This window comes from Cellulosimicrobium cellulans, from assembly GCF_016921195.1.
Taxonomy (GTDB): Bacteria; Actinomycetota; Actinomycetes; order Actinomycetales; family Cellulomonadaceae; genus Cellulosimicrobium; species Cellulosimicrobium cellulans_F.
Genome location: NZ_JAFGYF010000004.1, coordinates 325713 through 351312 on the forward strand (window position 1 = coordinate 325713; position 25600 = coordinate 351312).

The following is a 25600-nucleotide window of genomic DNA, read 5'->3' on the forward strand; positions in this document are numbered from 1 at the left end:
CTAGGGTGGGGTGCGGCGATCCGGAGGAGGACGACGTGCCCGACCTGAGCGACACCGACGCACGGCCCGACGAGCGACCGCACCGACCGAGCGCATGACGGCCCCCTTCCGTCCGGGCACGGTCCGCGAGGCCACGGGCGGCATCGTCGCCCTGGGCCTCGCGACGTTCGTCGCCATCACGACCGAGCTGGTGCCGGTCGGGCTGCTCCCCCTCATCAGCGCGGACCTGGACGTCACCGAGTCCGTGGCGGGGCTGCTCGTCACCGCGTACGCGGTCATGGTGGCGGCGCTCGCCGTGCCGCTGACGCTCGGGTCCGCCCGGCTCCCGCGCAAGGGCCTGCTGCTGACGACGCTCGTGCTCTACACCGTGAGCAACGTGCTCGTCGCCGTCGCGCCGACGTTCGCGGTCGTCGCGGCGGCACGGGCCCTGGGCGGCGCGTCGCACGCGGTGTTCTTCTCGGTGAGCATCGGGTACGCCTCGCGGCTCGTGCTGCCGCACCTCACGGGGCGCGCGCTCTCGCTCGTCACCGCCGGCGCGGCCGTCGGGTTCGTGCTCGGCGTCCCGCTGACGACGACGCTCGGCACCGCGATCGGCTGGCGCCCCGCGTTCGGCGTCCTCGCGGGCGCGTGCGCGCTGGCCACCGTGCTCGTCGCGTTCCTGCTGCCGCCCGTGCCCGGGGGCGGGGCTCCGCCGTCGGACGCATCGAGCGCGAGCCGACGCTCCGCGCTCGCGGTGGCCACGACCACGAACGCGCTCACGTACCTGGGCCAGTACACGGTCTACACGTTCGTGTCGCTCCTGCTCCTGGGTGCGGGCGTGCGGGAGTCGGCGCTCGGCCCGGCGCTCCTCGTGCTCGGGGCGCTCGGGCTCGTCGGGACCGCGTTCGCCGCCGCGCGCCTCGACCACCGGCCGCGGCGGACGACGGTCCTGACGCTGGTCGCCGTGGTCGCCGGCATGCTCACCGTGGGGCTGACGTTCCCCGGGACGCTCGGGGTGCTCGTCGCGGTCGGGGTGTGGAGCGCAGGGTTCGGCGCGGTCGCGCCGGTGTTCCAGGCGGCGGCGATCCGCGCGCACGGGGCGTCACCCGACCTCACCGGGGCGCTCGTCAACGCGACGTCGAACGTCGGCATCGGCGGGGGCGCCGCGCTCGGCGCGCTCGTCCTCGCCCGCTCCGGGCTCGACGTCGTCCCGCTCGTCGGGGCGGGGGTCGTCGCCCTCGCGCTCGTGGTGGTGCTGGTCGCGCGACGCGCGTTCCCTGCGCGGCCGACCGCACCCCCGCCGGAAATGCCCTCCGACCGGGAGGACCCGCCCGCCTAGGGTGGCGGGATGACGACGGTCAGGCAGGTCCAGGTCACGTTCGACTGCGCGCATCCCGAGCGCGTCGCCCGGTTCTGGTGCGAGGTGCTGGGCTACGTCCCTCCGTCGCCCCCGGACGGCTTCGCGACGTGGGACGACGCGAACGCCGCGCTCCCGGCCGAGGAGCGGGACAGCTGGTTCGCGTGCAGCGACCCCACCGGTGTCGGCCCGCGCCTGTACTTCCAGCGCGTCCCCGAGGGCAAGGTCGTGAAGAACCGGGTGCACCTCGACGTGCGCGCCGGCGCCGGGCTCGTGGGCGCCGAGCGCCTCGCCGCGCTCGAGGCCGAGCGCGACCGGCTCGTCGCCCTCGGTGCGACGTGCGTGCGCGTGATGGTCGCGGACGAGGAGAACGAGTCGTGCATCGTCATGCAGGACGTCGAGGGCAACGAGTTCTGCCTCGACTGACCGCGGTTCAGCGCATGAACGGGTCGAAGATCGCGGTCACCGACGCCACGGCGCGGTCGGCGTCCGCGTCGGCGATCGCCTCGACGAGCTCGTGGTGGTGCCGGTGCGCCGCGCCCTCGTCGTCGTTCTCCTCGTCGCGCATGTGGACGGCGAAGACGTCGAGCATGCTCGAGTAGAGCGTGACGTAGAGCGGGTTGTGCGTCGCCGCGACGATCGCGCGGTGCAGGTCGAGGTCCGCGCTCGCGCGCGCATCGGGGTCGTCGGCCGACCACGCCGCCTCCCGGCGGTCGCGCAGCTCGCGCAGCAGCGCGACGTCGGCGTCCGTGCGGCTCGCGGCGGCGAGCGAGGCCGCGGTGCTGTCCAGGGCGAGGCGCAGCTCCAGGTAGTGACGGCGGGTGCCTCCGGCGAGCTGTCGCTCGAGGGTGCCGGTCAGCTCGGAGCTCGAGATGACGAACGTGCCGCGACCCTGCTCGCGGCGCAGCAGACCGGCGTGCACCAGGGACTGGAGCGCCTCGCGGACGGTGTTCCGCCCGATGCCGAACTCCGCCACGAGCGCGGCCTCGGTCGGGATGCGCTCACCGACCGGCCAGCGTCCCGAGACCACCTCCTCGCGGAAGCGTGCCGCCGCCTGGTCGATGAGCCCTACTCGACGCATCGGCTCGCGCGTGTCAGACTGCTCGCGATTCATCCCATGATCCCATCATCGGCCGATACACACCGGAGTTTATCGTGACGACACTCTCCCCCTCGCGCATCCCGGCGAGCCGCGTCCGGCTGACTTTGTGGGCCGGGCTGGCCGTCGCGCTGACGGCGGTCAACCTCCGGACGGCCGTCACGGGATTTACCCCGCTCCTCGAGACCATCGGCGCGGAGCTCGGCTACGGCGTCGCGGTCGCCGGCCTGCTCGGCACCGTGCCCGCCGTGTCGTTCGGCCTCTTCGGCTTCCTCGCCCCCGTGGTGACGCGCCGGTTCGGGCTCGAGCGCACGGCCACGGTCGCGCTCGGCCTGACGGCACTCTCGCTCGTCCTGCGCGCCGCTTCCCCGACGACCGCCTGGCTCGTGGCGTCGACCGTGCTGGCCCTGGCGGGGATCGGGGCGGCGAACGTCGTGATCGTCCCCCTGGTGAAGGCATGGTTCCCCGAGCGCATCGCCCTGTGGACGTCGCTCTACCTGATCCTCATGCAGACGGGGCAGTTCGTCGCGCCGCTCCTGGCCGTGCCGGTCGCCGAGGCGACGACCTGGCGGTTCTCCGTCGGGATCTGGGCGGGCCCCGCGGCGCTGGCCGCCGTCGTCTGGCTCGTCCTCGCGGCACGGCTCCCCGCGGACCACCACGCCCCCGCCGCCACCGCCGCGTCCGGGGCGAGGCCGCGGATCGGCCGGTCGTCGACCGTCTGGGGCCTCGTGGTCCTGTTCGCGGCGATCTCGCTGTCCAACTACGGGATCATCACCTGGGTCCCGGCCGTGCTCACCGACGCGGGCGGCAGCGCCGCGCTCGGCGGCACCATGGTCGCCCTCTACTCGGCCTGGGGCATGGCCGCGGCGCTGGTCGTCCCGCACCTGGCCACGCGGATGGCGAACCCGTTCGTCGTGGTCGTCGTGTGCGCCGTCGTGCTCGTGACCGGGTACGTCGGCCTGCTCCTGTCCCCGCTCGACGGGACGGCGCTCTGGATGTGCGCGCTGGGGATCGGGGTGAGCACCTTCCCGCTGTGCATGACCCTCATCAACCGGCGGACCCGGACGCCGCAGACCGCCTCCGCCGTGTCGGGCTTCGTCCAGGGGATCGGCTACGCCCTGGCGTGCTTCGGCCCGATCGGTCTCGGCCTCCTGCGCGAGGCGACCGGCTCCTGGTCGGTCCCGCTCCTGGTGCTCGCCGCCACCGCCGTACCCGGCGTGGTCGGCGGCTGGTTCGCCTGCCGGCCCCGCTTCGTGGAGGACACCCTGGTTTCCGTACCCGAGCCCGTCGTCGACGCGCCGTCGCCGCGCTGAGCTCCCACCTCGCGGACCCTTCCGAGAAGCGCAGCGTGTACTCGCCGGTGCGGAAGGGAAAGGTCTCCTCCAGGCCGAGGGGACCGCTGCGCGACGACGCGGCCGGAGCTGGAGCAGACCGTGACCGTCCCCGTGTCGCAGGACGGCTCCGCTCGACCCGAGAACGAGGTCGGTGTCGTGATCCACCGGATGACGACACCGACCTCGTCCTCGGCGAACCCCCTTACTGGCCCGTGAAGACGAACGGCGAGCCGGGCTCCTTGACGACGTCGCCGTCGCGCGAGCCGGTGACCGTCACGTCCGACAGGATCGCGTTGCCGCGCGCGCCGGCCATCGCGAGGATGCCGGAGCCGTTGTTCGACTTCTCGATCCGCACGTTCGTGATCCTCACGTCCGGCATGTTCCCCCCGCCGTTCTTGAACTGGATGCCGTCATAGGTGGAGTCGACGATGTCCGTGTCGCGGATGGTGACGCCGACGATGTCGTGCGTCTGCGGGAAGATCGTGATCGCGCCGAACTCCTGGTCCTCGTTCCAGAACGCCCCGCCGGTGCGGTAGAGCCCGTTGTTGGCGATGAGCGTCGTCCCCGAGAACGGCAGGGGGTCGTGGTCGGTCGCCAGCATGATGCCGGGGTAGTTCATGGTGTCGTAGACGAGGTTGTTCTCGATCGAGTTGTCGTAGCCGCCGTAGATCGCGATGCCGTTGGCGCGCCACGGGAGCTGGACGGTGTTGTTCCGGAACGTGTTGCTGTGCCCGATGTCGACGTTCCGGTCCTTGACGTACGGGTTGGCCCACACGGCGAGCGCGTCGTCGCCGGTGTTGCGGAACGTCGAGTTCACGACCGTCGAGTTGCGCGTCCCGTTGCTGAAGTTGATGCCGTCCGCGTACGTGTTGCGGATGCGCATGCCGGAGAACACCAGCCCGTCGCCCGGGTTCCACAGCTCCGGGATGTTGGAGTAGTCGCGCCCGACCCACACGCCGACGTTCGCGTGCTCGATCCACACGTTGGTGATCTTCGTGTTCTTGCCGAACCGGCCGTTGAGGCCGACGCCGCCCTCCTCCTGTCCGTTGTTGCCGCGGATCGTGCCCGAGCCGAAGATCGCGAGGTCGGAGATCTGGGTGTTGTCGTCGATGTCGAACCCGAAGTTGCCCTCGTGCGGGTGGTTGATGACGCCCGGGGCGAGGTGCGGCGGGATGAGGCTGTAGAGCTGCGAGTGCCACATGCCCGCGCCGCGGATCGTCACGTCGCGGATGCCCACCTGGTTGTGCATCCCGCGGTTGAGCGGGTCGTCGGTGAGGATCTTCTTCTCCTGGCGCCACTGCCCCGCGGGGATCCAGACGCAGTCGATCTCGCCGTTCTGGTTCGCGGTCACGGCGGCCTGGATGGCAGCCGTGTCCTCGATGCCGTCGTCCGGAACCGCGCCGTACTCGGTGATCGACGTGCACTGCGCGGGCTTGCTCAGCGGCGGCGCGACCTGCTCGAGCTCGACGAGGTCGATGACGTAGAACGCCGCGTCGTCGCCGGCGTCGCGCTGGAGCCGGAACACCGTCCCGGCCGGGAACGACCGCCCGAGCAGCGCGTGCGACTCGTCGAAGAGCCGGCGCGCGTCCCCGCCCGGGGTGTTGACCAGGCCCTCGGGCTGGTCGGTCGTGCCGTAGAGCCAGGAGTGCTTGGAGGAGAGCGTCAGCTTCTGCACGAACTGGCCGTCCGCGTAGAGGCTGATCGTCTTCTCCTGGCCCCCGCCACCGGGGGCGTCGGGGATCGAGTTCCGCACGACGATCGAGTTCGTCGGGTTGGTGGACGTGAACTGGACGTACTGGCCCGTGCTCGTCAGGCGCACGGACTCGCGGCCCGACGACTCGGTCGCGAAGTTCGTGTGCCCGAACGTGCGCAGCGCGTCGGTCTGGAGCAGCGTGCCGGTGTACTGGCCGTCCTCGGCCTCGTACGTCGTGTACGGGACGGCGGCGCCGCGCCCGACCGTCACGGCGAGCGTGCCGGTGTTGTTGTCCTCGTTCGTCTCGGCGACGACGCCCGTCGCGTCGGCCGTCGCGGTCACGGTCACCCCGCCGCTGGTGGCGGTCCACGAGCCGCTCGGCGTCACGGTGACGGTCGCGCCCGCGGGGACGGCCGGCGTCGTGCCGTCGAGCGTCGTGGAGCCGGCGACGACGCGTGTCACCGAACCGGCCGCGACGGGCTGGTTGCCGCGGTTGCGGACCTGGACCGAGAACGTCACGGCCGAGCCGACGGCCGGGTTGGCCGGGTTCGACGACACCGAGACGACCTCGAGGTCCGGCCCGGGCGCCTCGCCCACGACGAGCTTCGCCGGGGCCGTGAACGCGTTGTCCGTCTCGTCCTGCTCGGCCACGGTGTCCGCCGGGTCGACGACGGCGCCGACCGTGTACTCGCCCGCGGGCCGGGTGCCCGCGGCGACCTGGACCTGCGCGCTCGCGCCGGGCTGGAGCGCGGCGACGGCGGCCGACCCCGCAGTCGAGCCGCCGAGCTTCCCGTCGAGCGTCGTGGCCGACGACGCGCGGTCGCCCGTGTTCGTCACCGTCGCCGTGAGCGTCACGGGGGTCGTCGCCGTGGGCGACGCCGGGGACGCGGTCACCGCGGTGACGGTGAGGTTGGGGTTCGGTGCAGGGGCGCCGTAGACCTCGAGCTCGGCGACCTGGCCGTTGCCCGCGCCGGTGTTGCCCGTGAAGCGCAGGCGCACGTCGGTGGCGGTGCCCGTCACGGGGACGTCGACGAGGTTGCCGCTGCCCGGCGCGAACGCGTAGCCGGCGGACGCCTTGAGCTCCTGCCAGGCGCCCGTGCCGGTGCGCCCCCACACGGAGAACGTCTGCGTGCGTGGACCCCACGCGGCGTCGGGGTTGAGCCGGACACGCACGCTGCTGAGCTGCGTGGGCGCGGCGAGCCCGACGTCGAGCGTCGACGGGTACTGCCCGCCCGCGCCCTCCCAGTAGGTGGTCGCGCTGCCGTCGACCGCGTTGGCGGCGACGAACTGCCACTCCGTCGACGAGGCCGTCGCGGGACGGCTCTTCGCGTAGTTGGTGCCGGTCGGGTCGGTCGGGTCGGTGGGGTCCGTCGGGTCGGTGCCGCCGGTGGGCGTGCCCCACACCTGGAGCTCGGACACCTGACCGTTGCCCGCGCCGGTGTTGGCCGTGAAGGCGAGGCGAACCTCGTCGACCTCGGCGTCGAGAGGGATCTCGACCCGGTTGCCGCTCGCGGGGTCGAACGCGTACGCCGCCGACGCCTTGAGCGTCCGGAACGACGGCTCGCCGTCGGAGCGGCCGAGCACGCTGAACGTCTGCGTCCGCGGCGACCACACGGACGGCGGCGGCAGCGTGACGACGACGCGGTCGACGTCGGCCTCCGCCCCGAGGTCGACGGTGAGGTGCGACGGGTACTGCCCGCCCGCGCCCTCCCAGTAGGAGCCGGTGTTCCCGTCGTTCGCGTTGCCCGCGACGTACGTCTGCGTCACCGACGACGCGACGATCGGCTTGCCGAGCGCGAGGTTGGTGGCGTCCGCGGCGTGCGCCACGGCGACGACGCCGAGCGGCGCGACGAGCGCCAGCGCGGCGCCCGCCACGACGGTGTGCTTCCAGGGGGTACTCATGAACGTCCTCGTTCTCCCGCCGGGGCGGGCTCGTCCACCCGCGGCAGCGGTGCCCGACGGCGGGCGCGACCGTGCTGGTGCCGCGCCCACCGTCACGGGTGGGTCGGGTCAGGGCTGGTTTCAAGGCCGGGACCGGGATCGACCCCAGGTCCAGACCGGTCGGCCGGAAGTGCCACGAACGACCCGTCAGGGATGGTCACCGGTCGGACCCGTGGCGAATTCGAGAGTTGCAGCGTGTGCACTGCTTTGTGCTGGACTTCTGTCAACTTCTTGCGTCACGCAGTACGGACGTTACGAGACGGGCATCATGGGCGTCAAGCGTGGGTGAAGGGCGTGCCGGAATGTCGCGCTCGGGCCGGGGCGTCGGGGCCCGAACGAGCTACGCGTCCATCGCTGACGTGAGTCACGGCTGGCCGCGAGCGGGGCGCAGGGCATCCAGCACGAGACCCAACAGTCGTTCGGTCTGCGCCTCGTCGGTCTGGACCGGCATCAGAGAGCCGGCGACCAGGAGCACGACGTCGGCGGGTTGCGCGTCCGCGCGCAGGGAGCCGTCGCGAGCCCCTGCATCCAGCATCGGGGCGATCGCGCCTGCCATTCGGTCGCGCATGGCGGCCACGTCGTGCTGCTGCGCGGACTCGATCATCCCGAGGCGCAACGCATCAAGCATGCCGCGCTTGGTCGACACGAACCGCGCGAACTGCCCGAGCCACTCCCGCAGCGCTTCGCGGGGGGGCATGGCGTCCAGCAGCGGCCCGACCTGGGAGAGCAGGTCCTCGACCTGTGCCTCGTAGGCGGCGGTCACGAGCGCCTCTCGAGTCGGGAAGTGCCGGTACAGGGTGCCGATGCCCACACCGGCCGCCCTCGAGACAGCCTCGAGGGAGAACGGGCCGCTGCCTTCAGCCAGCGCCTCGCGGGCCGCATCCAGCAGCGCCTGCCGATTGCGCTCGGCGTCGGCACGGCGCCGTCGCGATGTCGGCGCGGCGGCAGACGACCCGAGCGGCTGGGGCACACTACTCATAGCGGAGGCACCTCCGTTTGTGACATCCTGGGCTTACCGGAGGTCCCTCCGGTTCCTCCATGGTCTCACGAAGGCAGGCCCCGAGATGTCCGACACCACCCATGACGCCACGCGCTCGACCCGCCCCGGCGGCACCTTCGTCCTCGGCGGACGAGAGGTCGGGCGCGTCGGGTACGGCACGATGCAACTACCCCGCCTGGCGGACCCGAACGCCGCACGAGCTGTGCTGCGACGGGCGTACGAGCTGGGCGTGAACCACTTCGACACCGCCCACTTCTACGGTGACGGCGTGGCCAACCGCTACCTCGCGAGCACCCTCGGCGCCGAGCAGGACGTCGTGGTGGTGACCAAGGTCGGCGCCCGACCTGCGCGCCGCGGGCCGATGCCGCTGGTGCCCGCGCAGCGTCCCGAACAGCTCCGGCAAGAGGTGCACGACAACCTGCGCAGCCTGCGTGTCGAGCGCCTGGACGTGGTCAACATGCGCCGCATCACCCCTCGGTCCTTCCCCCTGGCCCCGAGCCAGATCGTGAAGCTCGACGACCAGGTGGCCGAGATGGTCACCCTGCGCGACCAAGGCCTCATCGGTCACATCGGGCTCAGCACGGTCAGCGCCGCCGAGCTCCGGTCGGCGCTGCCGGCCGGGATCGTGTGCGTGCAGAACCGGTACGCCCTCACGTCCCGCCGGCAGGAACCGGTCCTGGACATCGCCCGAGCCGAGGCGGTGGCGTGGGTGCCCTACTTCCCGCTGGGCGGCGCGTTCCCCGGCTCCGCCAAGGTCACCCACGAACCCGTCGTCCAGCAGATCGCACGGAAGGTCGGCGCGAGCCCCGCACAGGTAGGCCTGGCCTGGCTGTTGCAGCACGCCCCCAACATGCTCGTCATCCCCGGTACGACCTCGATCTCCCACGTCGAGCAGAACGTCGCCGCTGGATCGATCGAGCTGAGCGCCGAGCAGGTCGCCCGGCTGGACGCCATCAAGCCCGCCGCCGGAGTCCGCGGCGCGCTCAGCCGCCTGCGCCGGCCCTGAACCAGTCCGCCCCCACCCCCACCGCGAAAGCCGAGGAAGTTCCATGTCGCTCACCATCATGCAGATCCGCCGCACGAGAGCGGAGCTCAAGGCGAACCTCCATCGGTCCGGCCTCACCCTCGACGCGATCCGAGCCGACCTCGGGTTCAGCGCCGAACGGCTCGACCGCGCGCTGCGCCTCGGACGCGGGACCACCGGGACCGACATCTGGCTGCTGCGCGACTACCTGGAGCAGGCCGTCACCGACGCCGACGCCGAACCGGTCCGGTACACGGTGCTCACCGAGGAGTCGCGCAGCAGAGCACGGCAGTGGTTCGACCTCCTGCCCGCACCACACCACGACTTCTCTGCCTCCGTGCCCCGGTAGCGGACCGCATCGAGACCGGTTGTCCCTGACGTGGCAGCGGGCGCGCTCCGGAGCCCGAGAACTCGCACCTCCCGAGCACGCACGTCGACCAGTTCGTTCGTTCGTGCTGGAAGGCCCGGCTCTCGCGCTCGGTCCTGTGGTCGGCTCAACCGCGGTGGGGTACGCGATCAGCCTGGTCAGCGAGAGGATCGGCGCTCTCCGGCAACCAAGCCTTGGCGGGGTGCGTCGAGCGCCAGTGGCGCGCGATGTCGACGCGGCGGGCGACCCAGACGTCCGGGTGGTTCGCGACGACGTCGAGGAACCGCTTGAGATCCGCCGCACGGCCTGGGCGACCGGAGATACGCAGGTGCAGGCCGATGCTCATCATCCGGGGACGCTCCGCGCCCTCCTCGAGCAGCTGCTCGAGCGCTCGCGTCAGGTAGGCGGAGAACGACTCGGACTGGAAGCCGTACGTGTTGACGTACCGCCCGTCGTTGTTGTCCAGCGTGTAGGGCACGACGAGCTGGGCGATACCGTCGACGTCGACCCAGTAGGGCAGGTCGTCGCTGAACGAGTCGGAGTCGTAGAGGAAGCCGCCGTGCTCCACGACGAGGCGACGGGTGTTCTCGCTGTTGCGTCCGGTGTACCAGCCGACGGGCCGCTCGCCCGCGACCTCGCGGTGGATGCGGACCGCCTCGGCGATGTGGTCGCGCTCGACGTCGGAATCCATCTCGGCGTAGTTGACCCAGCGCAGCGAGTGCGAGGCGATCTCCCAGCCGGACTCACGTGCAGCGGCGACGAGCCCGGGGTTCCGCCGCATGGACTCGGCGATGCCGAAGACCGTGACGGGCAGCGAGCGCTCGTCGAAGAGCCTGCGGAGGCGCCAGAAGCCCGCCCGGGTCCCGTACTCGTACTGCGACTCGACGTTGAGGTTGCGTCGCCCGGCGAGCGCGGTGGTGGGCTCCTCGGTGAGGAACGCCTCGGACGCGGGGTCCCCGTGCAGGACGTTGTTCTCGCCGCCCTCCTCGAGATTGAGCACGAACTGGACCGCCACCTTCGCCCCGCCCGGCCACGCCGCGTGCGGAGGGTCCCCCGCATAGCCCGCGAGGTCTCGAGGGTAGGGCCGCTCGGTAGGGTGCGTCGTCGTCATCGCGTGTCTCTCCGTGGGTGTGCAGTCGGGCTTCGGCGCCACCGACTAGAATGCGTGGTGCGCGTTAGTCAGATTTGACCAATGCTGCCCAACGATGGCTCGCAGCAGCGGTCCGCGTCAAGCGGACCCGGAGGAGAGGACGCACATGAACGATCGCGAGGGCGCGATGCTGGCACTGGCACACGCCATCTCGACGTCGGACGCCCCGGTGGGCACGCGCAACGCCCAGCGCGAGCTCGCGGCGCGCGGGATGGTGCTCAGCGAGTCCTCGGTGTCCCGCCTCCTGCGCGAGATGGACCGCCGCGGGTGGACCACCCCGGCCGGCACCAAGGGCCGCACCCTCTCCGCCGAGGGGCGCCGGCGCGCCGCCGAGGCCGTCCTGGCCGAGCGCACGTCCGACTCGCTCCAGCACGCGGTGCGCGACGTCCAGGACCTGCTCGACCTGCTGCGGGCGCGCCAGGCGGTGGAGAGCGCCGTAGCGGCCGACGCTGCACGCGAGCCGGCCGAGGAGGGTCTCGCAGAGCTGCGACGGCTGTGCTCCGACCACGCCGCCGCCGTCGGCAGCGCGCCGATGATCGAGCAGCCCGGGCTGCAGTTCCACCGCGGGGTCGTACATCTGGCGAGCAACCGGATGCTCAAGCTGGCCGCCGACATGATGCTCGCGCCCCACCTCGACCGGGTCGAGGCCGTGCTCGACGCGATCCTGTCCACCCGGCGCGACGAGGAGCGCGTGGTCGCCGAGCACCGGGACGTGCTCGAGCGCATCGAGGCGCGGGACCCCGACGGCGCCCGCGCGGCGATGGACGCCCACTTCGAGGACATGATCGCCGCCGCGGAGAACGCGCTGGTGGGCAGCGGCGGCGCGCTCGTCGAGCGCTTCCTCGGTTGGGTCGATCCCGCACCCGGCGGCCGGGCCCGTTGACCAGGGTCAACGTTAGTCAGAATTGACAGACGGACGAACGCCTGTGCAGACTGCCGCCGTCGACGGAAAGGACCGTCGGTTCGACGACGCAACGACGGCAGGAGCAGAAGGTGGCCTCAGGCACGATGGCCCCGGCACGGGTGCTGACCAACCCGACCGAGGACCGGTTCCAGGACGAGCACCGCATGTGGCAGGGCATCCCCTCGATCGAGAGGACGGCCGGAGGTCGCCTCTACGTCGACTGGTACTCCGGGATGGAGACCGAGACGGGCGGCAACTTCGTGGTCGTCACGACGAGCGACGACGACGGACGTACGTGGAGCGGCCCACGGTTCGTCGTCGAGCACCCGGACCCCGAGGTGCGCGTCTACGACCCCGCGCTCTGGCGCGACCCGTCCGACCGGCTCTGGATGTTCTGGAACCAGAGCCGCGACTTCTTCGACGGCCGGGTCGGCGTGTGGGTGTCCGTGAGCGACGACCCCGACGCCGACACGCCCTCGTGGTCGGCCCCGCGCCGCATCGCCAACGGCCTGCAGATGAACAAGCCCACGGTGCTCTCGGACGGCACCTGGCTCTTCCCGACGGCGATCTGGGCATGCCACGAGCCCACCGAGCAGCACGCGCTCGAGGCGGAGCGGTTCTCCAACGTCTACGCGTCGACCGACCAGGGCCGGACGATCGAGTATCGCGGCAGCGCCGACGTCCCGAACCGCAGCTTCGACGAGCACATGGTCGTCGAGAAGCAGGACGGCACGCTCTGGATGCTCGTGCGCTGCTTCGACGGCGTCGGTGAGTCGTTCTCCTCCGACGGAGGCAGGACCTGGACGCCCGGGCGACGCAGCCATGTGGACGGCCCCTGCTCGCGGTTCCACGTCCGTCGCCTGCCGTCCGGCCGGCTGCTCATGGTCAACCATGTCGACTTCGGCGAACGACGCACCGTCGAGGAGCTCGAGCTCCAGGGAAACGTCAAGGAGTGGAAGGGCCGCACCAACCTCACCGCGCTGCTCAGCGACGACGACGGCGCGACCTGGCCCCACCGTCTCCTCCTCGACGACCGCGAGGACGTGTCGTACCCCGACGCCGCGATCGGTCCCGACGGCCAGATCTTCGTGACCTACGACCACGACCGGTTCGGCGACCGCGGGATCTACCTCGCCCGCATCACGGAGGACGACATCCTTGCCGGCTCGGTCTCCAGCCCCGGCTCCGCGCTCCGCGTGCTCGTCAACCGCGCGCTCGCCCGAGCGGTCTGACCCAGTCCCCCGGGCGCGGCTTCCCGCCGATGCCCGACCGGGCCGCGACGCCGGCCCACGGTCGTCCGTCCGCGTCGACGCCGACGGACCACGCCCCGACCGGTGCTGTCACCGACGACCGCACCACGACACGTCCCCGGAGGGACACCATGACCCGAGCTCAGCAGACCACGACCCGCTGGACCGTCCTGCCCAACTGGAAGTTCCAGATCCTCCCTCGCGACACGCGCACGATCATCACGTGCGTGTTCCTCGGCCTGACGATGGCCGTCATCCTCCAGATCACCGAGCGCATCGACCTCGCCCTGACCGGTGGGAGCATCCCCATCGTCTCCGCGATCGTCGTGTGCGCCATCTGGGTGCCGTCAGCGGCCTTCTACGGGCTGACCGGCGCCCTGATCACGGCCTGGATCAACCCGATCATCTCCAACCTCACGGCGTCCCAGCCGATGGCGCCGTTCCTGTTCCTCACGAACGCGGCGCACACCGTCCCGGTCGCGCTCCTCGTCTGGGCGCTCAAGCCGCGCGACCGGGGCCTCAAGCTCTGGCAGGTCCTCGTCATCGGGCAGATCGCCGGACTGTGCGACGCCGTGATGTTCGGGATCGGCAACCGTGTGATCCTCCACCTGCCGTGGGACTTCATCACCGTGCAGATCCTCGTCGTGCAGCCGTGCTACCTCGTGGGGTCCTTCATCACGTACGGCATCATGCGCCGCCTGGTGAACACCGGCCTCGTTCCCAAGGAGCGCGCGACCGCCGGGAGCCTCGATGCGGTGTGAGCCGACGCCCGGGTCGACGGGAGGTGCGCGATGAGCGGCACGATGTTGTTTCGTCCCGGCCGGTCGTTCCTGCACCGTGCCGACGCACGAGCGAAGCTCGGGGTGATCCTCCTCGTCCTGGCCGTCGCCCTCAGCACGACACGGCTCGACGTCCTCGTCGCCCTCACGGCGGTGGTCGTCGTCGGGCTCGCCGTCCTCGCGCGCATCACCCCGGCGTCGTACTGGAAGGCGCTCGTCCTCATCGTCCCGCTCATCGCGCTGCTCACCCTCCTCCAGGCGCTCGTGCAGGGCGGGCCCGCGCTGCTCGAGGTGGGCGGGGTGTCGCTCTCCCGGGCGGGCGTCCTCCTGGGGCTCGGCATCGGGATGCGCCTGTTCGCGATGGGCATCTGCTTCTACGGGTTCTCGGTCACCACGAGCCCGTCGGACATCGCGCTCGCGCTCGACCGGCTGGGCGTCCCGTACCGGTTCGCCTACCTGACCAGCTTCGCGTTCCGGTTCCTGCCGCTGCTGCAGGACGAGGCGCGGACCCTCCTGACGGCCATGGCCGTCAGGGGGTCCAGCGAGAGCGGCTCGACGAACCCGTTCCGGCGCGGGCGAGCGATCGTGCGGATGCTGTTCCCCATGCTGGCGGGATCGATGAAGCGCAGCGGCGACATCGCCCTGTCGATGGAGCTACGGGGGTACGGCCTGCGAGGGCAGCGCACGTACTACCGCGCCCCGGTCTTCCGGGCCGCCGACGCCGCCCTGCTGCTGTGCACCCTGCTGCTCGCCGTCGCCCTCGTCGGTGCGCAGTGGTGGGCCCCGACACCGTTCCTGGGAGGGACGTGACATGACCACACCAGCCATCGAGGTCTCCGGCCTCAGCGTCCGGTACGACGGCGCCGCGCGCCGCGCGCTCGACGAGGTCGACTTGACCGTCGCCCAGGGCGAGATCGTCGGCGTCCTCGGCCCGACCGGGGCCGGCAAGTCGACGCTCCTGCAGTGCCTGTCCGGCGTCATCCCGCTCCACGAGCACCACGCGAACCTCCGCGGGACGGTGCGCGTGCTCGGCCGCGAGCTGTCCGAGTACGACGGGCTCGCGCAGATCACCGAGGACGTCGGTCTCGTCATGCAGGATCCCGAGGTCCAGCTCGTCAACACGGTCGTGCGCGAGGAGCTCGTCTGGGGCATGGAGAACCGTGGGGTGCCCGTGCCGGAGATCGAGCGTCGGCTCGAGCGCGCGGCCCGTCTGTTCGACATCGAGCGGCTGCTCGACCGGTTCACCCACGCACTCTCGGGCGGGGAGAAGCAGCGCGTCGTGGTCGCGTCGATCTTCTGCCTCAGCCCACGGATCATGCTCCTCGACGAGCCGACCTCCGAGCTGGACCCGGCGGGCACCGAGAACGTCATGGACGCGATCCGGGTGCTGGCCGACGAGGGCGTGACGATCGTCGTCGTCGAGCACAAGGTCGAGGAGCTCGCCGTGTACGCCGATCGCCTGGTGGTCCTCGCCGAGGGTCAGGTCCGGGCGGTCGGCACCCCCCGGGAGGTGCTCGAGGGGCCCTCCGCCCCCGAGCGCCCGCAGGTCCTCGACGTCGCGCTCCACCTGCGCGACCAGGGCTTGTGGCCGGGTGCGCTGCCGCTGTCCGTCGAGGACGCGGTCGAGACGTGGCGCGGCGCGGGCACCCCCGCGCCCGTGCCCCACGAGGGGAGACTGGCATGACGGGCACCGACACGGTCATCGAGATCGACGACGTCGAGCACACCTACGGCGGCACCAAGCGCGCGCTCGCCGGGGTGTCGCTGTCCATCGGCCGCGGCGAGTTCGTCGCGGTGATCGGGAAGAACGGCTCGGGCAAGACCACCCTGGCCAAGCACTTCAACGGGCTGCTGCGGCCGACCAACGCCACCGGCTCCGTCCGGCTGCGCACGCGGGACGGCGTCGTGGACACCCGGCGCACCAAGCTGCACCAGCTCGCGTCGACCGTCGGGTACGTGTTCCAGAACCCGGACCGTCAGATCTTCCACGACACGTGCCGCGAAGAGCTGGAGTACGGGCCGCGCAACCTCGGCGTGGACGAGTCCGCGCTGGAGGAGCAGGTCGCCCGGACCCTCGCGCTCGTCGGCCTCGCCGGTCGCGAGGACGCCAACCCCGTCCACCTGTCGCGCGGCGAGCGACAGCGGCTGGCCATCGCGTCGACGCTCGTCATGGGGTGCGAGGTGGCGGTCATCGACGAGCCGACCACAGGGCAGGACCGCGCCGAGTCCCGCAAGATCCTCGACGCGCTGGCCCACCATCACGCCCTGGGCCGCACGGTCGTGATCATCTCGCACGACATGGCCCTCGTCGCCGAGTACGCGACGCGCGTCATCGCCATGCGCGAGGGGGCCGTTCTTGCCGACGGTACGCCCGCCGAGGTGTTCTCCCGGCGTGCGGTCCTCGAGGAGACCAACATCCGCCCACCCCAGGCCGCGGTGCTCGCCGCCGAGCTCGGCCTGCACGGTGTGCTGACGGTCGACGACGCGGTGCGCGAGATGGCGCGCCAGCGCGCCGCCGTCCCGACCGCCGTGCGACCCCTGACCTGAGGAGAGACCCGTGCACCACCTGATCACCGGCGCGAACGGCTTCGTGATGAGCGTCCTCGCCGCGAGGATCCTCGCCACCGATCCCGAGGCACGGATCACCGCGATCGACCTGCGCCTCCCCGACGAGTCGGTGCTTCGGCACCTGGGCGGCGCGGCCGCCGAGCGCACGCGCTTCCTGGCCGTCGACGTCACGGACGCCGAGGCGGTCTCGCACGCTGTCGCCGAGGCACGTCCGGACACGGTCGTGCACGGCGCGACCGTCACCCACGACGCCCGGAGCGAGGTTGAGGCTCCGGCCCGCTTCACCGGGGTGAACGTCGAGGGTACGGTCCACGTGCTGGACGCCGCACGCCGCCTGACGAGCCCGCCGACGGTCGTCCTCGTGAGCAGCGGCGCGGTCTACGGGTCGTCGCCGCAGACGCTGCTCACCGAGGCGAGCGCGCCGTGCCCGGACGAGCTCTACGGCATCAGCAAGTGGGCGGCAGAGCTCGTCGCCCGCCGCTTCGCCGAGCTGCACGGTCTGCCGACGACGGTCGTGCGGCTGACCAAGATGTTCGGTCCGATGGAACGACCGACGGGCGGACGCGCCGTCATGTCGCTCCCGTACCACCTTGCGGCCGCCGCCGTGCAAGGGCGGCCTGCTCGGCTCACCGCACGGACGCTCGACGCGGGGGGCGACTGGCTCAGCGCGCAGAGCGCGGCTGCCGCGCTGCACGCCGCGGCTCGGCGTCCTCCGGCGCCCGGCACCGTGGCGACGTTCAACGTCTCGTCGGGCCGCTGGACCAGCGTGCGCGAGCTCGTCGCGGCGTTCGGCGTGGACGTGGTCGAGACGCCGGTGGACGCGGCGGACGCGGACATGGACCCGGCGGACGGCTACGGCAAGAACGGCGTCTACGCGTGCGACCGCGCCCGGTCCGAGCTCGGTTGGACGCCAGGAGACCTCGGCGCGCAGGTCGCCGAGCACCTCGCGTGGGCCCGGGCCCACCCGGACCTGTTCGAGCACACCGGCGGGCCTGCGTGATGCCTGGCCTCGTCGCCCTCGACTGGGGCACGACGACGTGCCGCGCCTACCTTCTCGATGAGGACGGGGTGGTGGTCGAGCAGCGGACGAGCGAGGACGGCGTCGCGGTGCTCGACCGCCGCGCGACGTCGGGCGGCAGCCGGGCGCGTGTCTACGAGGACGCGTTCGCCGGGCTGTGCGGGGACTGGATCTCCGGCTCACCCGGGCTCCCCGTCGTCGCGAGCGGCATGGTGGGCAGCGACCGGGGATGGCTGCGGACACCGTACGTGTCCCTGCCGTTCGACATCGTGCGGGATGACCTCCCACTCACGACCGTGCGCACCTCGCTGGGGGACCTCCACCTGGTTCCCGGCGTCGCCTGGACCCGCGGGGCGTCGGCGGACGTCGTGCGTGGCGAGGAGGCTCAAGCCCTCGGCGCGCTGCTGCACGTCGACCCGGCCGAGCACGAGGAGACCGTCCTCGTCCTGCCCGGGACCCACTCCAAGTGGCTCCGCGCACGAGGCACGACCCTCACCGAGATCGTGACGGCGCTGACCGGCGAGCTGTACGCCACGCTGCTGGAGCACACCGTCCTCGGCCGGGGTGTCCGCCGGCCCGGGTCGCCCCAGTGGTCAGCGTTCGACCGCGGCCTCGACACCGCAGGGGAACGCGCGGCCGAGGGTGTCGTCCTGACGCTCTTCTCGGTGCGCTCCCTCGCGGTGACCGGCGCGCTGCCCGCCCACGAGGCACCGGACTATCTCTCGGGCCTGCTCGTGGGCGCGGAGCTCGCAGGCGTGGCCGACGACTGGCTCGGCTCCTCGTCCGTCGAGCCCGTCGTCGTGGGCGCGCGCCACCTCCAGCAGCGGTACGCCCGTGCCCTGGCCCGGCGCGGAACGCGTGCGCGCCTCGTCGACGGCGACGTCACACCGGCCGCGCTCCACCACATCGCGCTCCGCGCCGGCATGGTGCCGGCCCCGCGCACCGCACGTCGTACCGTGCCCGGATCCACCGGAGCACGCGCATGAGCGCCCCGGTCGACCCGCGACGGCTGGTCGCGATCCTCCGCGGCCTGCCGCCCGAGGACGCGCCGGCGGTCGGCGCCGCTCTCTACCGCGCGGGCGTCCGCGTCCTCGAGGTGCCCCTCACGGGGCCCGATCCTCTCCGCAGCATCACCGCGCTGCGGTCCACGCTCCCCCACGACGCCGAGGTCGGAGCCGGGACCGTCCGCTCCGTCGAGGACGTCCGGAGAGCGCAGGGCGCGGGCGCGTCGCTCGTCGTGTCCCCGCACCTCGACACCGCGGTCGTCGCGGCCGCGCTCGCGCGGTCCATGCGGTGTCTTCCGGGGGTCGCGACCGTGACCGAGGCGTTCGCGGCGCTGGCCGCAGGGGCGCGGGAGCTGAAGGTCTTCCCCGCGGACCAGGTCGGCACGAGCGGGCTCCGGGCCTGGCGGACGGTCCTCCCGCCGGAGGTCGCGCTCTATCCCGTGGGCGGCGTCGACGCCACGAACCTCGCCCGGTGGGCCGCGGCCGGCGCTGACGGGTTCGGCGTCGGGGGGTCGCTGTACCGGCAGGGGCAGCGAGCCTCCGACGTCGCCGCGTCCGCTCGAGATCTCGTGCGGGCGTACGGGCTCACGCGGCTGCGCGACTCGTCGCCATGACGTGCCTCATGAGGCCTGACTCCCTCTCGCGTGCGTTCCCCGCCCCTCAGGTCGGCTGAGCTCGACGGTCATCGCAGCGCGCGCACCGTCTCGAGCGCGACGACCCCGACCCCCGCCGCGACGGCCAGAGGCGCGAGCACGAGGCCCTGCCGGACCACGTGCCACGCGGGCGGCGGCCCGTGCTCGAACGCGTGGCGGCGGTACTGCTGCCACCACAGCACGGTCGCGAGCGACGCCCACGACGTGACCAGCGGCCCGGCGTTCACCGCGACGAGGAGCGTGGCGAGCCGGTCGACGCCCTCCCCCGCCGCAGGCAGCAGCGCGAGGAACGCGGGCAGGTTGTTCACGAGGTTCGCCGCGACGACGCCGGTCGCGGCGAGCCGTGCGAGGTCGCCCGGCCCGTCGCCCGTGCCCGCGACGGCGGCGAGGAGGTCGCCGAGCCCGTGCGCGTGCCACGTCTCCACGACCACGAACAACGCGGCGACGACGAGCGCCGACCGCCACGGCAGCATCTCCCGCACGGGCACGAGGGGCTTGACGCGCCGCCACCACGTCGCGAGCCCCAGGACCGCCGCGCCCGCCACCGCCGTCGGCGCGACGGGGAGCTCGGCCGCGAACGCGACCGCGAGGAGCGCGACCACGGCGGCGGTGACCCGCAGGAGCATAAGGTCGGGGGGCGTCGGACCGGTCCCCTCGAGCGCGAAGCGCCCCCGCAGGTCGCGACCGTGCAGCGCGAGCAGCACGACGACCGTCACGGCCAGGACCGCGAGCGCAGGCGCCCACATCACCCCGACGTACCCCGTGCCGAACCGGTGCGCCGCGAGGAGGTTGGTGAGGTTCGAGACCGGGAGGAGCAGCGACGCCGTGTTGGCGAGCGCGAGGACCGTGAGCGCGAGCGGCAGGGGCCGCGTGCCCGTGCGTCGCGCGAGGGCGAGCACGACGGGCGTGACGAGCACCGCCGTCGTGTCGAGCGAGAGCACGACCGTGCTCGCCGTCGCGAGGAGGACGACGAGCCCCCACAGGGCGAGGCGCCGCCCCCGGGCGAGCCGCGCCGCCCGGGCCGCGACGGCGTCGAACAGGCCCGCGCCCGCGCACAGCTCCGCGACGACGGTGATGGCGAGGAGGAAGACCAGGACCGGGCCCGTCCGCGAGAGCAGGTCGCGCGCGTCGTCGGCCGGGAGCAGCCCGGTCGCGGGGACCACGACGACGACCACCGCCGCGACGAGCCACAGCGGCACACGGCGGCGCGCCGGTGCTCCCGAGGCGTTCACGTCGTGATCGTAGGCCCGCGACACGGGCACGGACGCTCAGGGACGCGACGGCGGCCCGTCGCCGCGGGGTGCGCAGCACCCGTCCGCGCAGGTGCCCGCCTCGCCCTCGCCCACGAGGGCGGACGCGGGTACGCAGCACGCGTCACCGCGCCAGGACTCGACGCCCTCCTTGACGGCGACGGCCGCGATGACGAGTGCGGCGAGCGGGTCGGCCCACGACCAGCCCAGGGCTGCGTTGAGGACGAGCCCGACGAGCAGCACCGCGGACAGGTAGGTGCACAGGAGCGTCTGCTTCGAGTCCGCGACGGCGGACGCCGACCCGAGCTCGCGGCCCGTACGGCGCTCGAACCAGGACAGGAACGGCATGACCGCGAGGCTCACCGCCGCGAGCCCGATGCCCACGGCGGAGTGCTCGGGCTCGGCCGCGCCGAGCAGCGACCGGGCGGCGTCGACGGACACGAAGGCGGCGAGGCCGAAGAACGAGACGGCGATGACGCGCAGCGCGGCCCGCTCGCGCCGGTGCGGGTCGGGCGCGGCGAACTGCCACGCGACCGCGGCGGCGGACAGCACCTCGACGAGCGAGTCCAGCCCGAACCCGACGAGCGCGGCCGACGACGCGACCCGGCCCGCGGTGATCGCGACGACCGCCTCGACGACGTTCCACGTGATCGTCGCCGCGACGACCCAGCGGACCCGCCGCTCCAGCACGGCGCGGCGTGCGGCGGTCGGGGCGGCGGGACGGGCTGGTGTGCGGCCGACCGAGACCGACGTCATGGGCACGTGCACCCGTCGGGGCCGCAGCACGTGGGGTCGACCTGGACGACGAGGCGCAGCAGGTCGTCGAGCGCCGGGGCGAGGTGGGGGTCGGCGAGGCGGTACCAGGTGCGACGGCCGTCGGGGATCGCCTCGACGAGCCCGCACCCGCGCAGGCACGCGAGCTGGTTCGACATGACCTGGCGCGAGACGCCGAGCGCATCCGCGAGGTCGGACGGGTAGGCCGGCGCCTCGCGCAGCGCGAGCAGCACCCGCGCGCGCGTCTCGTCCGACAGGGCGTGCCCCAGCCGCGCGAGCGCCGCGGTGTGGGTGAGCGTGACCGTCTCGACCATGGACTCGACAATACAGGAATCCATGTATTCACGGAACCATGTATCACCGCGCGCCACGCTGCCGACGAGCCCGCCGAACCTGGGGATGCCGCCGGGTTCGCGGCGCTACGGAGCGACAACCCCGGGTTCGGCGCCGACGGCGGGGCGCTTTCCCGTAGTATCTGCGTATGCGTGAAGATGCGAAGGCGTGCACCTTTGGGGTGGAGAGCCAGTACGTGGAGCTCGCGGCGGAGGTGTTCTCGCTGCTCGCGGACGCGACGCGCGTCCGGATCGTCCTCGCCCTGCGGGACGCCGAGCTGCCGGTCAACGCGCTCGCGGAGATCGTCGGCAAGTCGCCGACGGCGGTGTCGCAGCACCTCGCCAAGCTCCGCTGGGGTCGCATCGTCCGTGCCCGCCAGGAGGGCAACCGCGTGTTCTACTCCCTCGTCGACGAGCACGCCCGCACGCTCGTGACTCAGGCCGTCTTCCAGGCGCAGCACGCCGTCGACGACCATCCCGCGCACCACGCCGACGACGCGCACGCCGCGCTCGACGGGTCCTCCCCCGCCGCCGGGGACGCCGAGGCACGGCGGTGAGCACGACCCGCCCGGCCGCCGTCGACCACGACCACGACCACGACCACGACCACGACCACGACCACGACCATGGTCACCCGACCGGCCTGCGCGGCTGGCTGCACGAGATGTTCGTGCCGCACTCGCACGACGCCGCCGACTCGATCGACGACGAGCTCGTCGCGAGCGGTCAGGGCATCCGGGCGGTCAAGGTGTCCCTCGTCGTGCTGGGCGCGACGGCGCTCGCGCAGCTCGGCATCGTCGCGGTCAGCGGGTCCGTGGCGCTGCTCGCGGACACCGTCCACAACCTCTCCGACGCACTCACGGCCGTGCCGCTGTGGATCGCGTTCGTGCTCGGCCGTCGGGCGGCGACGCGCCGGTACACGCACGGCTACGGCCGGGCCGAGGACCTCGCGGGGCTCTTCATCGTCGCGATGATCGCCCTCTCGGCGGTGGTCGCGGGCGTCGAGTCGGTGCGGCGCCTCGCCGATCCACAGCCTGTGGAAAACCTCGGCTGGGTGATCGCGGCGGGGATCGTCGGCTTCGCGGGCAACGAGGCGGTCGCGGTCTACCGCATCCGGGTGGGGCGCCGCATCGGCTCGGCCGCGCTCGTCGCGGACGGCGTGCACGCGCGCACCGACGGCTTCACGTCGCTCGCGGTCGTGCTCGGCGCGCTCGGCGTCCTCGCGGGCCTGCCCCTCGCGGACCCGCTCGTCGGCCTGCTCATCACCGCCGCGATCCTCGTGCTCCTGTGGGGCACCGCGCGCGACGTCGGGCGCCGGCTCCTCGACGGCGTCGACCCGGACCTCACCGACCGGGCGCGCCACGCGCTCGACGGCGTGGCCGGGCTGGAGGGCGTGGACGACGTCCGGCTGCGCTGGTCGGGACACCGCCTGGCCGTCCAGGCGCGCGTCCTCGTACCGCCCGAGACGCCGGTCGCCGCCGCCGACCAGGTCACGACCGCGGCCGACACCGCGCTGCGACGTGCGCTGCCGTCGGTCGGGACGGTCGACGTGGTGATGGCTCCCACCCGCTGACCCGCCCCAGGGCAACGCGTCGCCGAGCCCGGGGATATCGCCGGGCTCGCGGCCTGGACGAGCGACAACCCCGGGTTCGGCACCGGTGGGAGCGCGGACGTGGGTGGTCGGCGTGAGGATGGAGCATGCTGCTCGCCGAGGTCGCCGCCACGTCCGACGCCGTCGCCGCCACGCGCTCGCGCCTCGCCAAGCGCGCGGCTATCGCGGACCTGCTGCGCCGCGTCGCCGACGACGCCGCTCCTGCCGGCACCCCGGACGACGCCCCAGACGACGCCTCCGGCGACGGGGGCGGGCGCGACGAGGTCGAGATCGCCGTCGCGTACCTCGCGGGCGAGCTGCGCCAGCGGCGCACGGGCCTCGGGTGGCGATCCCTGCGTGACCTGCCCACCCCGGCCGAGGAGCCGGGCCTCACGCTGACCGCCGTCGACGCCGCGTTCGCCCGCATGGCCGACCTCTCCGGCCCCGGCTCGGCGACGGCCCGCCAGGCCGAGGCCGCCGCGCTCTTCGGCGCCGCGACGGTGCGCGAGCAGTCGCTCCTCGCAGGGCTCGTCTCGGGCGAGCTGCGGCAGGGCGCGCTGGACTCCGTGGTGGTCGACGCCGTCGCGGAGGCCGCCGGCGTGCCCGCCGACGCGGTGCGTCGCGCGGTCATGCTCGCGGGGGCGACGGGACCGGTCGCGCGCGCCGCGCTCACGGCCGGGAGCCCCGAGGCCGCGGCGGAGGCGCTGACGGCGTTCCGGCTCACGGTCGGTCGACCCGTCCGGCCGATGCTCGCGCAGTCGGCGCCCGACGTCGGCGCCGCGCTCGAGAAGCTCGGCGCCGGACCCGGCACGGACGACGACGCCGACGACGACCACCCGTCGTCGGGCACCGCCGTCGCCGTGGACGTGAAGCTCGACGGGATCCGCATCCAGGTGCACCGCGACGGCGACGACGTGCGCGTGTTCACCCGCTCGCTCGACGACATCACCGAGCGCGTCCCGGAGATCGTGGCGGCGGTGCGGACCCTGGCCGCCCGGACGCTCGTGCTCGACGGCGAGGCGCTGGTCGTCGGGCCCGACGGCGTCCCGCGCCCGTTCCAGGAGACCGCCGCCCGCTCCGCGACCCAGGGCGAGCGCAGCGCCGCCGAGGAGGCCGAGCTCGCGGCGTCGCTCGAGCTGTCGCCGTTCTTCTTCGACGTGCTGCACGTCGACGGTCGCGACCTGCTCGACGAGCCGCTGCGCGACCGGCTCGCCGTGCTCGACGACGTGGCCCGATCACACGCCGTGCGGCGCCTCGTCACCGACGACCCCGACGCCGCGGCCGCGTTCTTCCAGGGCGCCGTGGCAGAGGGGCAGGAAGGCGTCGTCGTGAAGTCGCTCGACGCCCCCTACGCCGCCGGACGGCGCGGCGCGGGCTGGGTCAAGGTCAAGCCGCGGCACACGCTCGACCTCGTCGTGCTCGCGGTCGAGCAGGGCTCGGGCCGCCGCCGCGGGTGGCTGTCGAACATCTGGCTCGGCGCGCGCGACCCCGACGGCGGGTTCGTCATGCTCGGCAAGACGTTCAAGGGGATGACGGACGAGATGCTGGAGTGGCAGACCCGTCGCTTCCGTGAGCTCGAGACCTCCGACGACGGGTACGTCGTGCACGTGCGTCCCGAGCAGGTCGTGGAGATCGCGTTCGACGGGCTCCAGCGCTCGACCCGCTACCCCGGCGGCCTCGCGCTCCGGTTCGCGCGCGTGCTCCGGTACCGCGACGACAAGACCGCCGCCGAGGCCGACACGATCGACGCGGTGCGGGCGCTCGCACGGTAGCCGCGGTAGCCGCGCTCAGGACGGACGCGTCGAGGGGTCGGGCTCGACGAGCCGGACGGCGCCGTCCCGGTCGACGAGCGCCCGCCGGCCGGTCGCGTGTTCACGGACGTCCACCACGTCGCCCTCTGGCCGCACCGTGACGGTGAACAAGAGGCGGCCGCCCATGGGCGGCGGGTACGGGTGGAGCGCACCCACAGCGGCCTCGGCGCGCGACCGCTGCTCCGGTGTCAGCCGTGCCCAGGAGAGCCGCTCGCGCAGCCAGGACGGCTGTGTCTCGACCGCCCGCGGGAACCGCTCGAGGTCCCGGGCAAAGTCCTCCGGTCCCGCCGGAGGCAGGAACCCCGGCTCGCTCTCGAAGTCGTACGACGCACCGACCTCGCCGCCGGCGCGCACGGTCAACGAGACGGAGAACCAGGCGCCGAGCCGGGGCGTGGCGGTGACGCGACGCAGCTCGGCGAGGGCCTCCGCGAATGTCGGAGAGCTCGGCTTCTGCGCGCGGGGCGGGGGCCATCCGCCGAGGGTCGACACGTGCTCCTGCGTCCGGTCGGCCACCACGAACGCGCGGTACGACAGCTCGTCCCACGGCTCGGTCTGGGCCGCCGCCAGCTCCCGCGCCAGCACGCTCAGCAGCCGCGTCTGCGCCTCGGCCGCGGCGGCCTGCTCGGCGGAGGGCCGCTCCTCACCGTGCCTGCGCCCACCGAACGGCCACCAGCCGCCGCGCGGGCTCACGGGCGTACCGCCCCGACCCGCACCGGGCCGCG

General features: G+C 73.1%; 25 protein-coding genes. 17 read left to right on the forward strand and 8 right to left on the reverse strand.

From position 1 onward, the window contains the following. Nucleotides 1-94 precede the first annotated feature (94 nt). Nucleotides 95-1318: an MFS transporter gene (locus JN535_RS11545; protein WP_205205687.1), complete on the forward strand. Its 1224-nt coding sequence runs from the start codon at nucleotides 95-97 to the stop codon at nucleotides 1316-1318. Between the two features lie 9 nt (nucleotides 1319-1327). After that, nucleotides 1328-1762: a VOC family protein gene (locus JN535_RS11550; RefSeq protein ID WP_205205688.1), complete on the forward strand. Its 435-nt coding sequence runs from the start codon at nucleotides 1328-1330 to the stop codon at nucleotides 1760-1762. 7 nt (nucleotides 1763-1769) lie between these two features. Here JN535_RS11550 and JN535_RS11555 read toward each other — a convergent pair whose 3' ends face one another. After that, entirely contained in the window at nucleotides 1770-2450 is a 681-nt protein-coding gene (locus JN535_RS11555; protein WP_240200992.1) for a FadR/GntR family transcriptional regulator, read from the reverse strand. A gap of 41 nt (nucleotides 2451-2491) precedes the next feature. Between JN535_RS11555 and JN535_RS11560 the strand changes: the two genes are divergently transcribed. Beyond that, nucleotides 2492-3748 carry an MFS transporter gene (locus JN535_RS11560; RefSeq protein WP_205205689.1) on the forward strand — a complete coding sequence of 419 codons (1257 nt, stop codon included), beginning with the start codon at nucleotides 2492-2494 and terminating at the stop codon, nucleotides 3746-3748. Nucleotides 3749-3971: 223 nt separating this feature from the next. Here the strand turns inward: JN535_RS11560 and JN535_RS11565 are convergent, their stop codons facing one another. Together JN535_RS11565 and JN535_RS11570 are read right to left on the reverse strand one after the other, a co-directional pair. Beyond that, complete coding sequence (locus JN535_RS11565) at nucleotides 3972-7364, reverse strand: CARDB domain-containing protein (RefSeq protein WP_240200993.1); 3393 nt, start codon at nucleotides 7362-7364, stop codon at nucleotides 3972-3974. A 403-nt stretch (nucleotides 7365-7767) separates the two neighbouring features. Then, on the reverse strand, nucleotides 7768-8382 hold the full coding sequence (locus JN535_RS11570; RefSeq protein WP_205205690.1) for a TetR/AcrR family transcriptional regulator: 615 nt from the start codon (nucleotides 8380-8382) through the stop codon (nucleotides 7768-7770). Between the two features lie 85 nt (nucleotides 8383-8467). On the opposite strand from JN535_RS11570, the gene JN535_RS11575 reads away from it, so the two are divergent. Both JN535_RS11575 and JN535_RS11580 read left to right on the forward strand, forming a co-directional pair. Next, a complete protein-coding gene (locus tag JN535_RS11575; RefSeq protein ID WP_205205691.1) occupies nucleotides 8468-9409 on the forward strand; it encodes an aldo/keto reductase in 942 nt (313 codons plus the stop codon). A 43-nt stretch (nucleotides 9410-9452) separates the two neighbouring features. Beyond that, nucleotides 9453-9776 (forward strand): DUF2316 family protein, encoded by a 324-nt coding sequence (locus JN535_RS11580; RefSeq protein WP_205205692.1) that lies wholly within the window; start codon nucleotides 9453-9455, stop codon nucleotides 9774-9776. A gap of 145 nt (nucleotides 9777-9921) precedes the next feature. On the opposite strand, the gene puuE is transcribed toward JN535_RS11580, so the two are convergent. Beyond that, entirely contained in the window at nucleotides 9922-10905 is a 984-nt protein-coding gene (gene puuE, locus JN535_RS11585) for an allantoinase PuuE (RefSeq protein ID WP_205205693.1), read from the reverse strand. A gap of 145 nt (nucleotides 10906-11050) precedes the next feature. Here puuE and JN535_RS11590 point away from each other — a divergent pair, with 145 nt between their 5' ends. The 9 genes from JN535_RS11590 to JN535_RS11630 all read left to right on the forward strand — a co-directional run bounded on the left by JN535_RS11590 (nucleotide 11051) and on the right by JN535_RS11630 (nucleotide 19081). Next, nucleotides 11051-11827, forward strand: coding sequence for an FCD domain-containing protein (locus tag JN535_RS11590; protein ID WP_205205694.1), 777 nt, complete (start codon nucleotides 11051-11053; stop codon nucleotides 11825-11827). Nucleotides 11828-11937: 110 nt separating this feature from the next. Beyond that, nucleotides 11938-13080 carry a sialidase family protein gene (locus JN535_RS11595; protein ID WP_205205695.1) on the forward strand — a complete coding sequence of 381 codons (1143 nt, stop codon included), beginning with the start codon at nucleotides 11938-11940 and terminating at the stop codon, nucleotides 13078-13080. 149 nt (nucleotides 13081-13229) lie between these two features. Next, on the forward strand, nucleotides 13230-13859 hold the full coding sequence (locus tag JN535_RS11600; protein WP_205205696.1) for a hypothetical protein: 630 nt from the start codon (nucleotides 13230-13232) through the stop codon (nucleotides 13857-13859). Between the two features lie 30 nt (nucleotides 13860-13889). Then, the gene (locus JN535_RS11605) at nucleotides 13890-14687 is read left to right on the forward strand and encodes an energy-coupling factor transporter transmembrane component T family protein (protein WP_205205697.1); all 798 of its coding nucleotides are present in this window, start codon (nucleotides 13890-13892) and stop codon (nucleotides 14685-14687) included. 1 nt (nucleotide 14688) lies between these two features. Further along, entirely contained in the window at nucleotides 14689-15561 is an 873-nt protein-coding gene (locus JN535_RS11610) for an energy-coupling factor ABC transporter ATP-binding protein (RefSeq protein ID WP_205205698.1), read from the forward strand. Next, complete coding sequence (locus tag JN535_RS11615) at nucleotides 15558-16424, forward strand: energy-coupling factor ABC transporter ATP-binding protein (protein WP_205205699.1); 867 nt, start codon at nucleotides 15558-15560, stop codon at nucleotides 16422-16424. Before JN535_RS11610 ends, JN535_RS11615 begins: the two co-directional genes overlap by 4 nt. Nucleotides 16425-16434: 10 nt before the next feature. Next, entirely contained in the window at nucleotides 16435-17445 is a 1011-nt protein-coding gene (locus JN535_RS11620) for an NAD-dependent epimerase/dehydratase family protein (RefSeq protein ID WP_205205700.1), read from the forward strand. Next, nucleotides 17445-18449, forward strand: coding sequence for a 2-dehydro-3-deoxygalactonokinase (locus JN535_RS11625; protein WP_205205701.1), 1005 nt, complete (start codon nucleotides 17445-17447; stop codon nucleotides 18447-18449). The genes JN535_RS11620 and JN535_RS11625 overlap by 1 nt, the downstream gene beginning before the upstream one ends. Continuing rightward, nucleotides 18446-19081, forward strand: coding sequence for a 2-dehydro-3-deoxy-6-phosphogalactonate aldolase (locus tag JN535_RS11630; RefSeq protein ID WP_205205702.1), 636 nt, complete (start codon nucleotides 18446-18448; stop codon nucleotides 19079-19081). The genes JN535_RS11625 and JN535_RS11630 overlap by 4 nt, the downstream gene beginning before the upstream one ends. A gap of 68 nt (nucleotides 19082-19149) precedes the next feature. Here JN535_RS11630 and JN535_RS11635 read toward each other — a convergent pair whose 3' ends face one another. From JN535_RS11635 to JN535_RS11645, 3 genes are read right to left on the reverse strand one after another with little or no spacing between them, the layout of a single operon-like run. Next, nucleotides 19150-20352, reverse strand: a complete 1203-nt coding sequence (locus JN535_RS11635; protein WP_205205703.1) for an SLC13 family permease — start codon at nucleotides 20350-20352, stop codon at nucleotides 19150-19152. Nucleotides 20353-20388: 36 nt separating this feature from the next. Further along, entirely contained in the window at nucleotides 20389-21126 is a 738-nt protein-coding gene (locus tag JN535_RS11640; RefSeq protein ID WP_205205704.1) for a cation transporter, read from the reverse strand. Continuing rightward, nucleotides 21123-21482, reverse strand: a complete 360-nt coding sequence (locus JN535_RS11645) for an ArsR/SmtB family transcription factor (RefSeq protein ID WP_240200994.1) — start codon at nucleotides 21480-21482, stop codon at nucleotides 21123-21125. The genes JN535_RS11640 and JN535_RS11645 overlap by 4 nt, the downstream gene beginning before the upstream one ends. Nucleotides 21483-21625: 143 nt before the next feature. Between JN535_RS11645 and JN535_RS11650 the strand changes: the two genes are divergently transcribed. The 3 genes from JN535_RS11650 (at nucleotide 21626) to JN535_RS11660 (ending at nucleotide 24839) form a co-directional block, all read left to right on the forward strand. Continuing rightward, on the forward strand, nucleotides 21626-22033 hold the full coding sequence (locus tag JN535_RS11650; RefSeq protein ID WP_205205705.1) for an ArsR/SmtB family transcription factor: 408 nt from the start codon (nucleotides 21626-21628) through the stop codon (nucleotides 22031-22033). Then, nucleotides 22030-23049: a cation diffusion facilitator family transporter gene (locus tag JN535_RS11655; protein WP_205205706.1), complete on the forward strand. Its 1020-nt coding sequence runs from the start codon at nucleotides 22030-22032 to the stop codon at nucleotides 23047-23049. The genes JN535_RS11650 and JN535_RS11655 overlap by 4 nt, the downstream gene beginning before the upstream one ends. A gap of 125 nt (nucleotides 23050-23174) precedes the next feature. Continuing rightward, nucleotides 23175-24839 carry an ATP-dependent DNA ligase gene (locus tag JN535_RS11660; protein WP_205205707.1) on the forward strand — a complete coding sequence of 555 codons (1665 nt, stop codon included), beginning with the start codon at nucleotides 23175-23177 and terminating at the stop codon, nucleotides 24837-24839. Nucleotides 24840-24854: 15 nt separating this feature from the next. Here JN535_RS11660 and JN535_RS11665 read toward each other — a convergent pair whose 3' ends face one another. Continuing rightward, complete coding sequence (locus JN535_RS11665; protein ID WP_205205708.1) at nucleotides 24855-25568, reverse strand: hypothetical protein; 714 nt, start codon at nucleotides 25566-25568, stop codon at nucleotides 24855-24857. Between the last annotated feature and the right edge of the window lie 32 nt (nucleotides 25569-25600).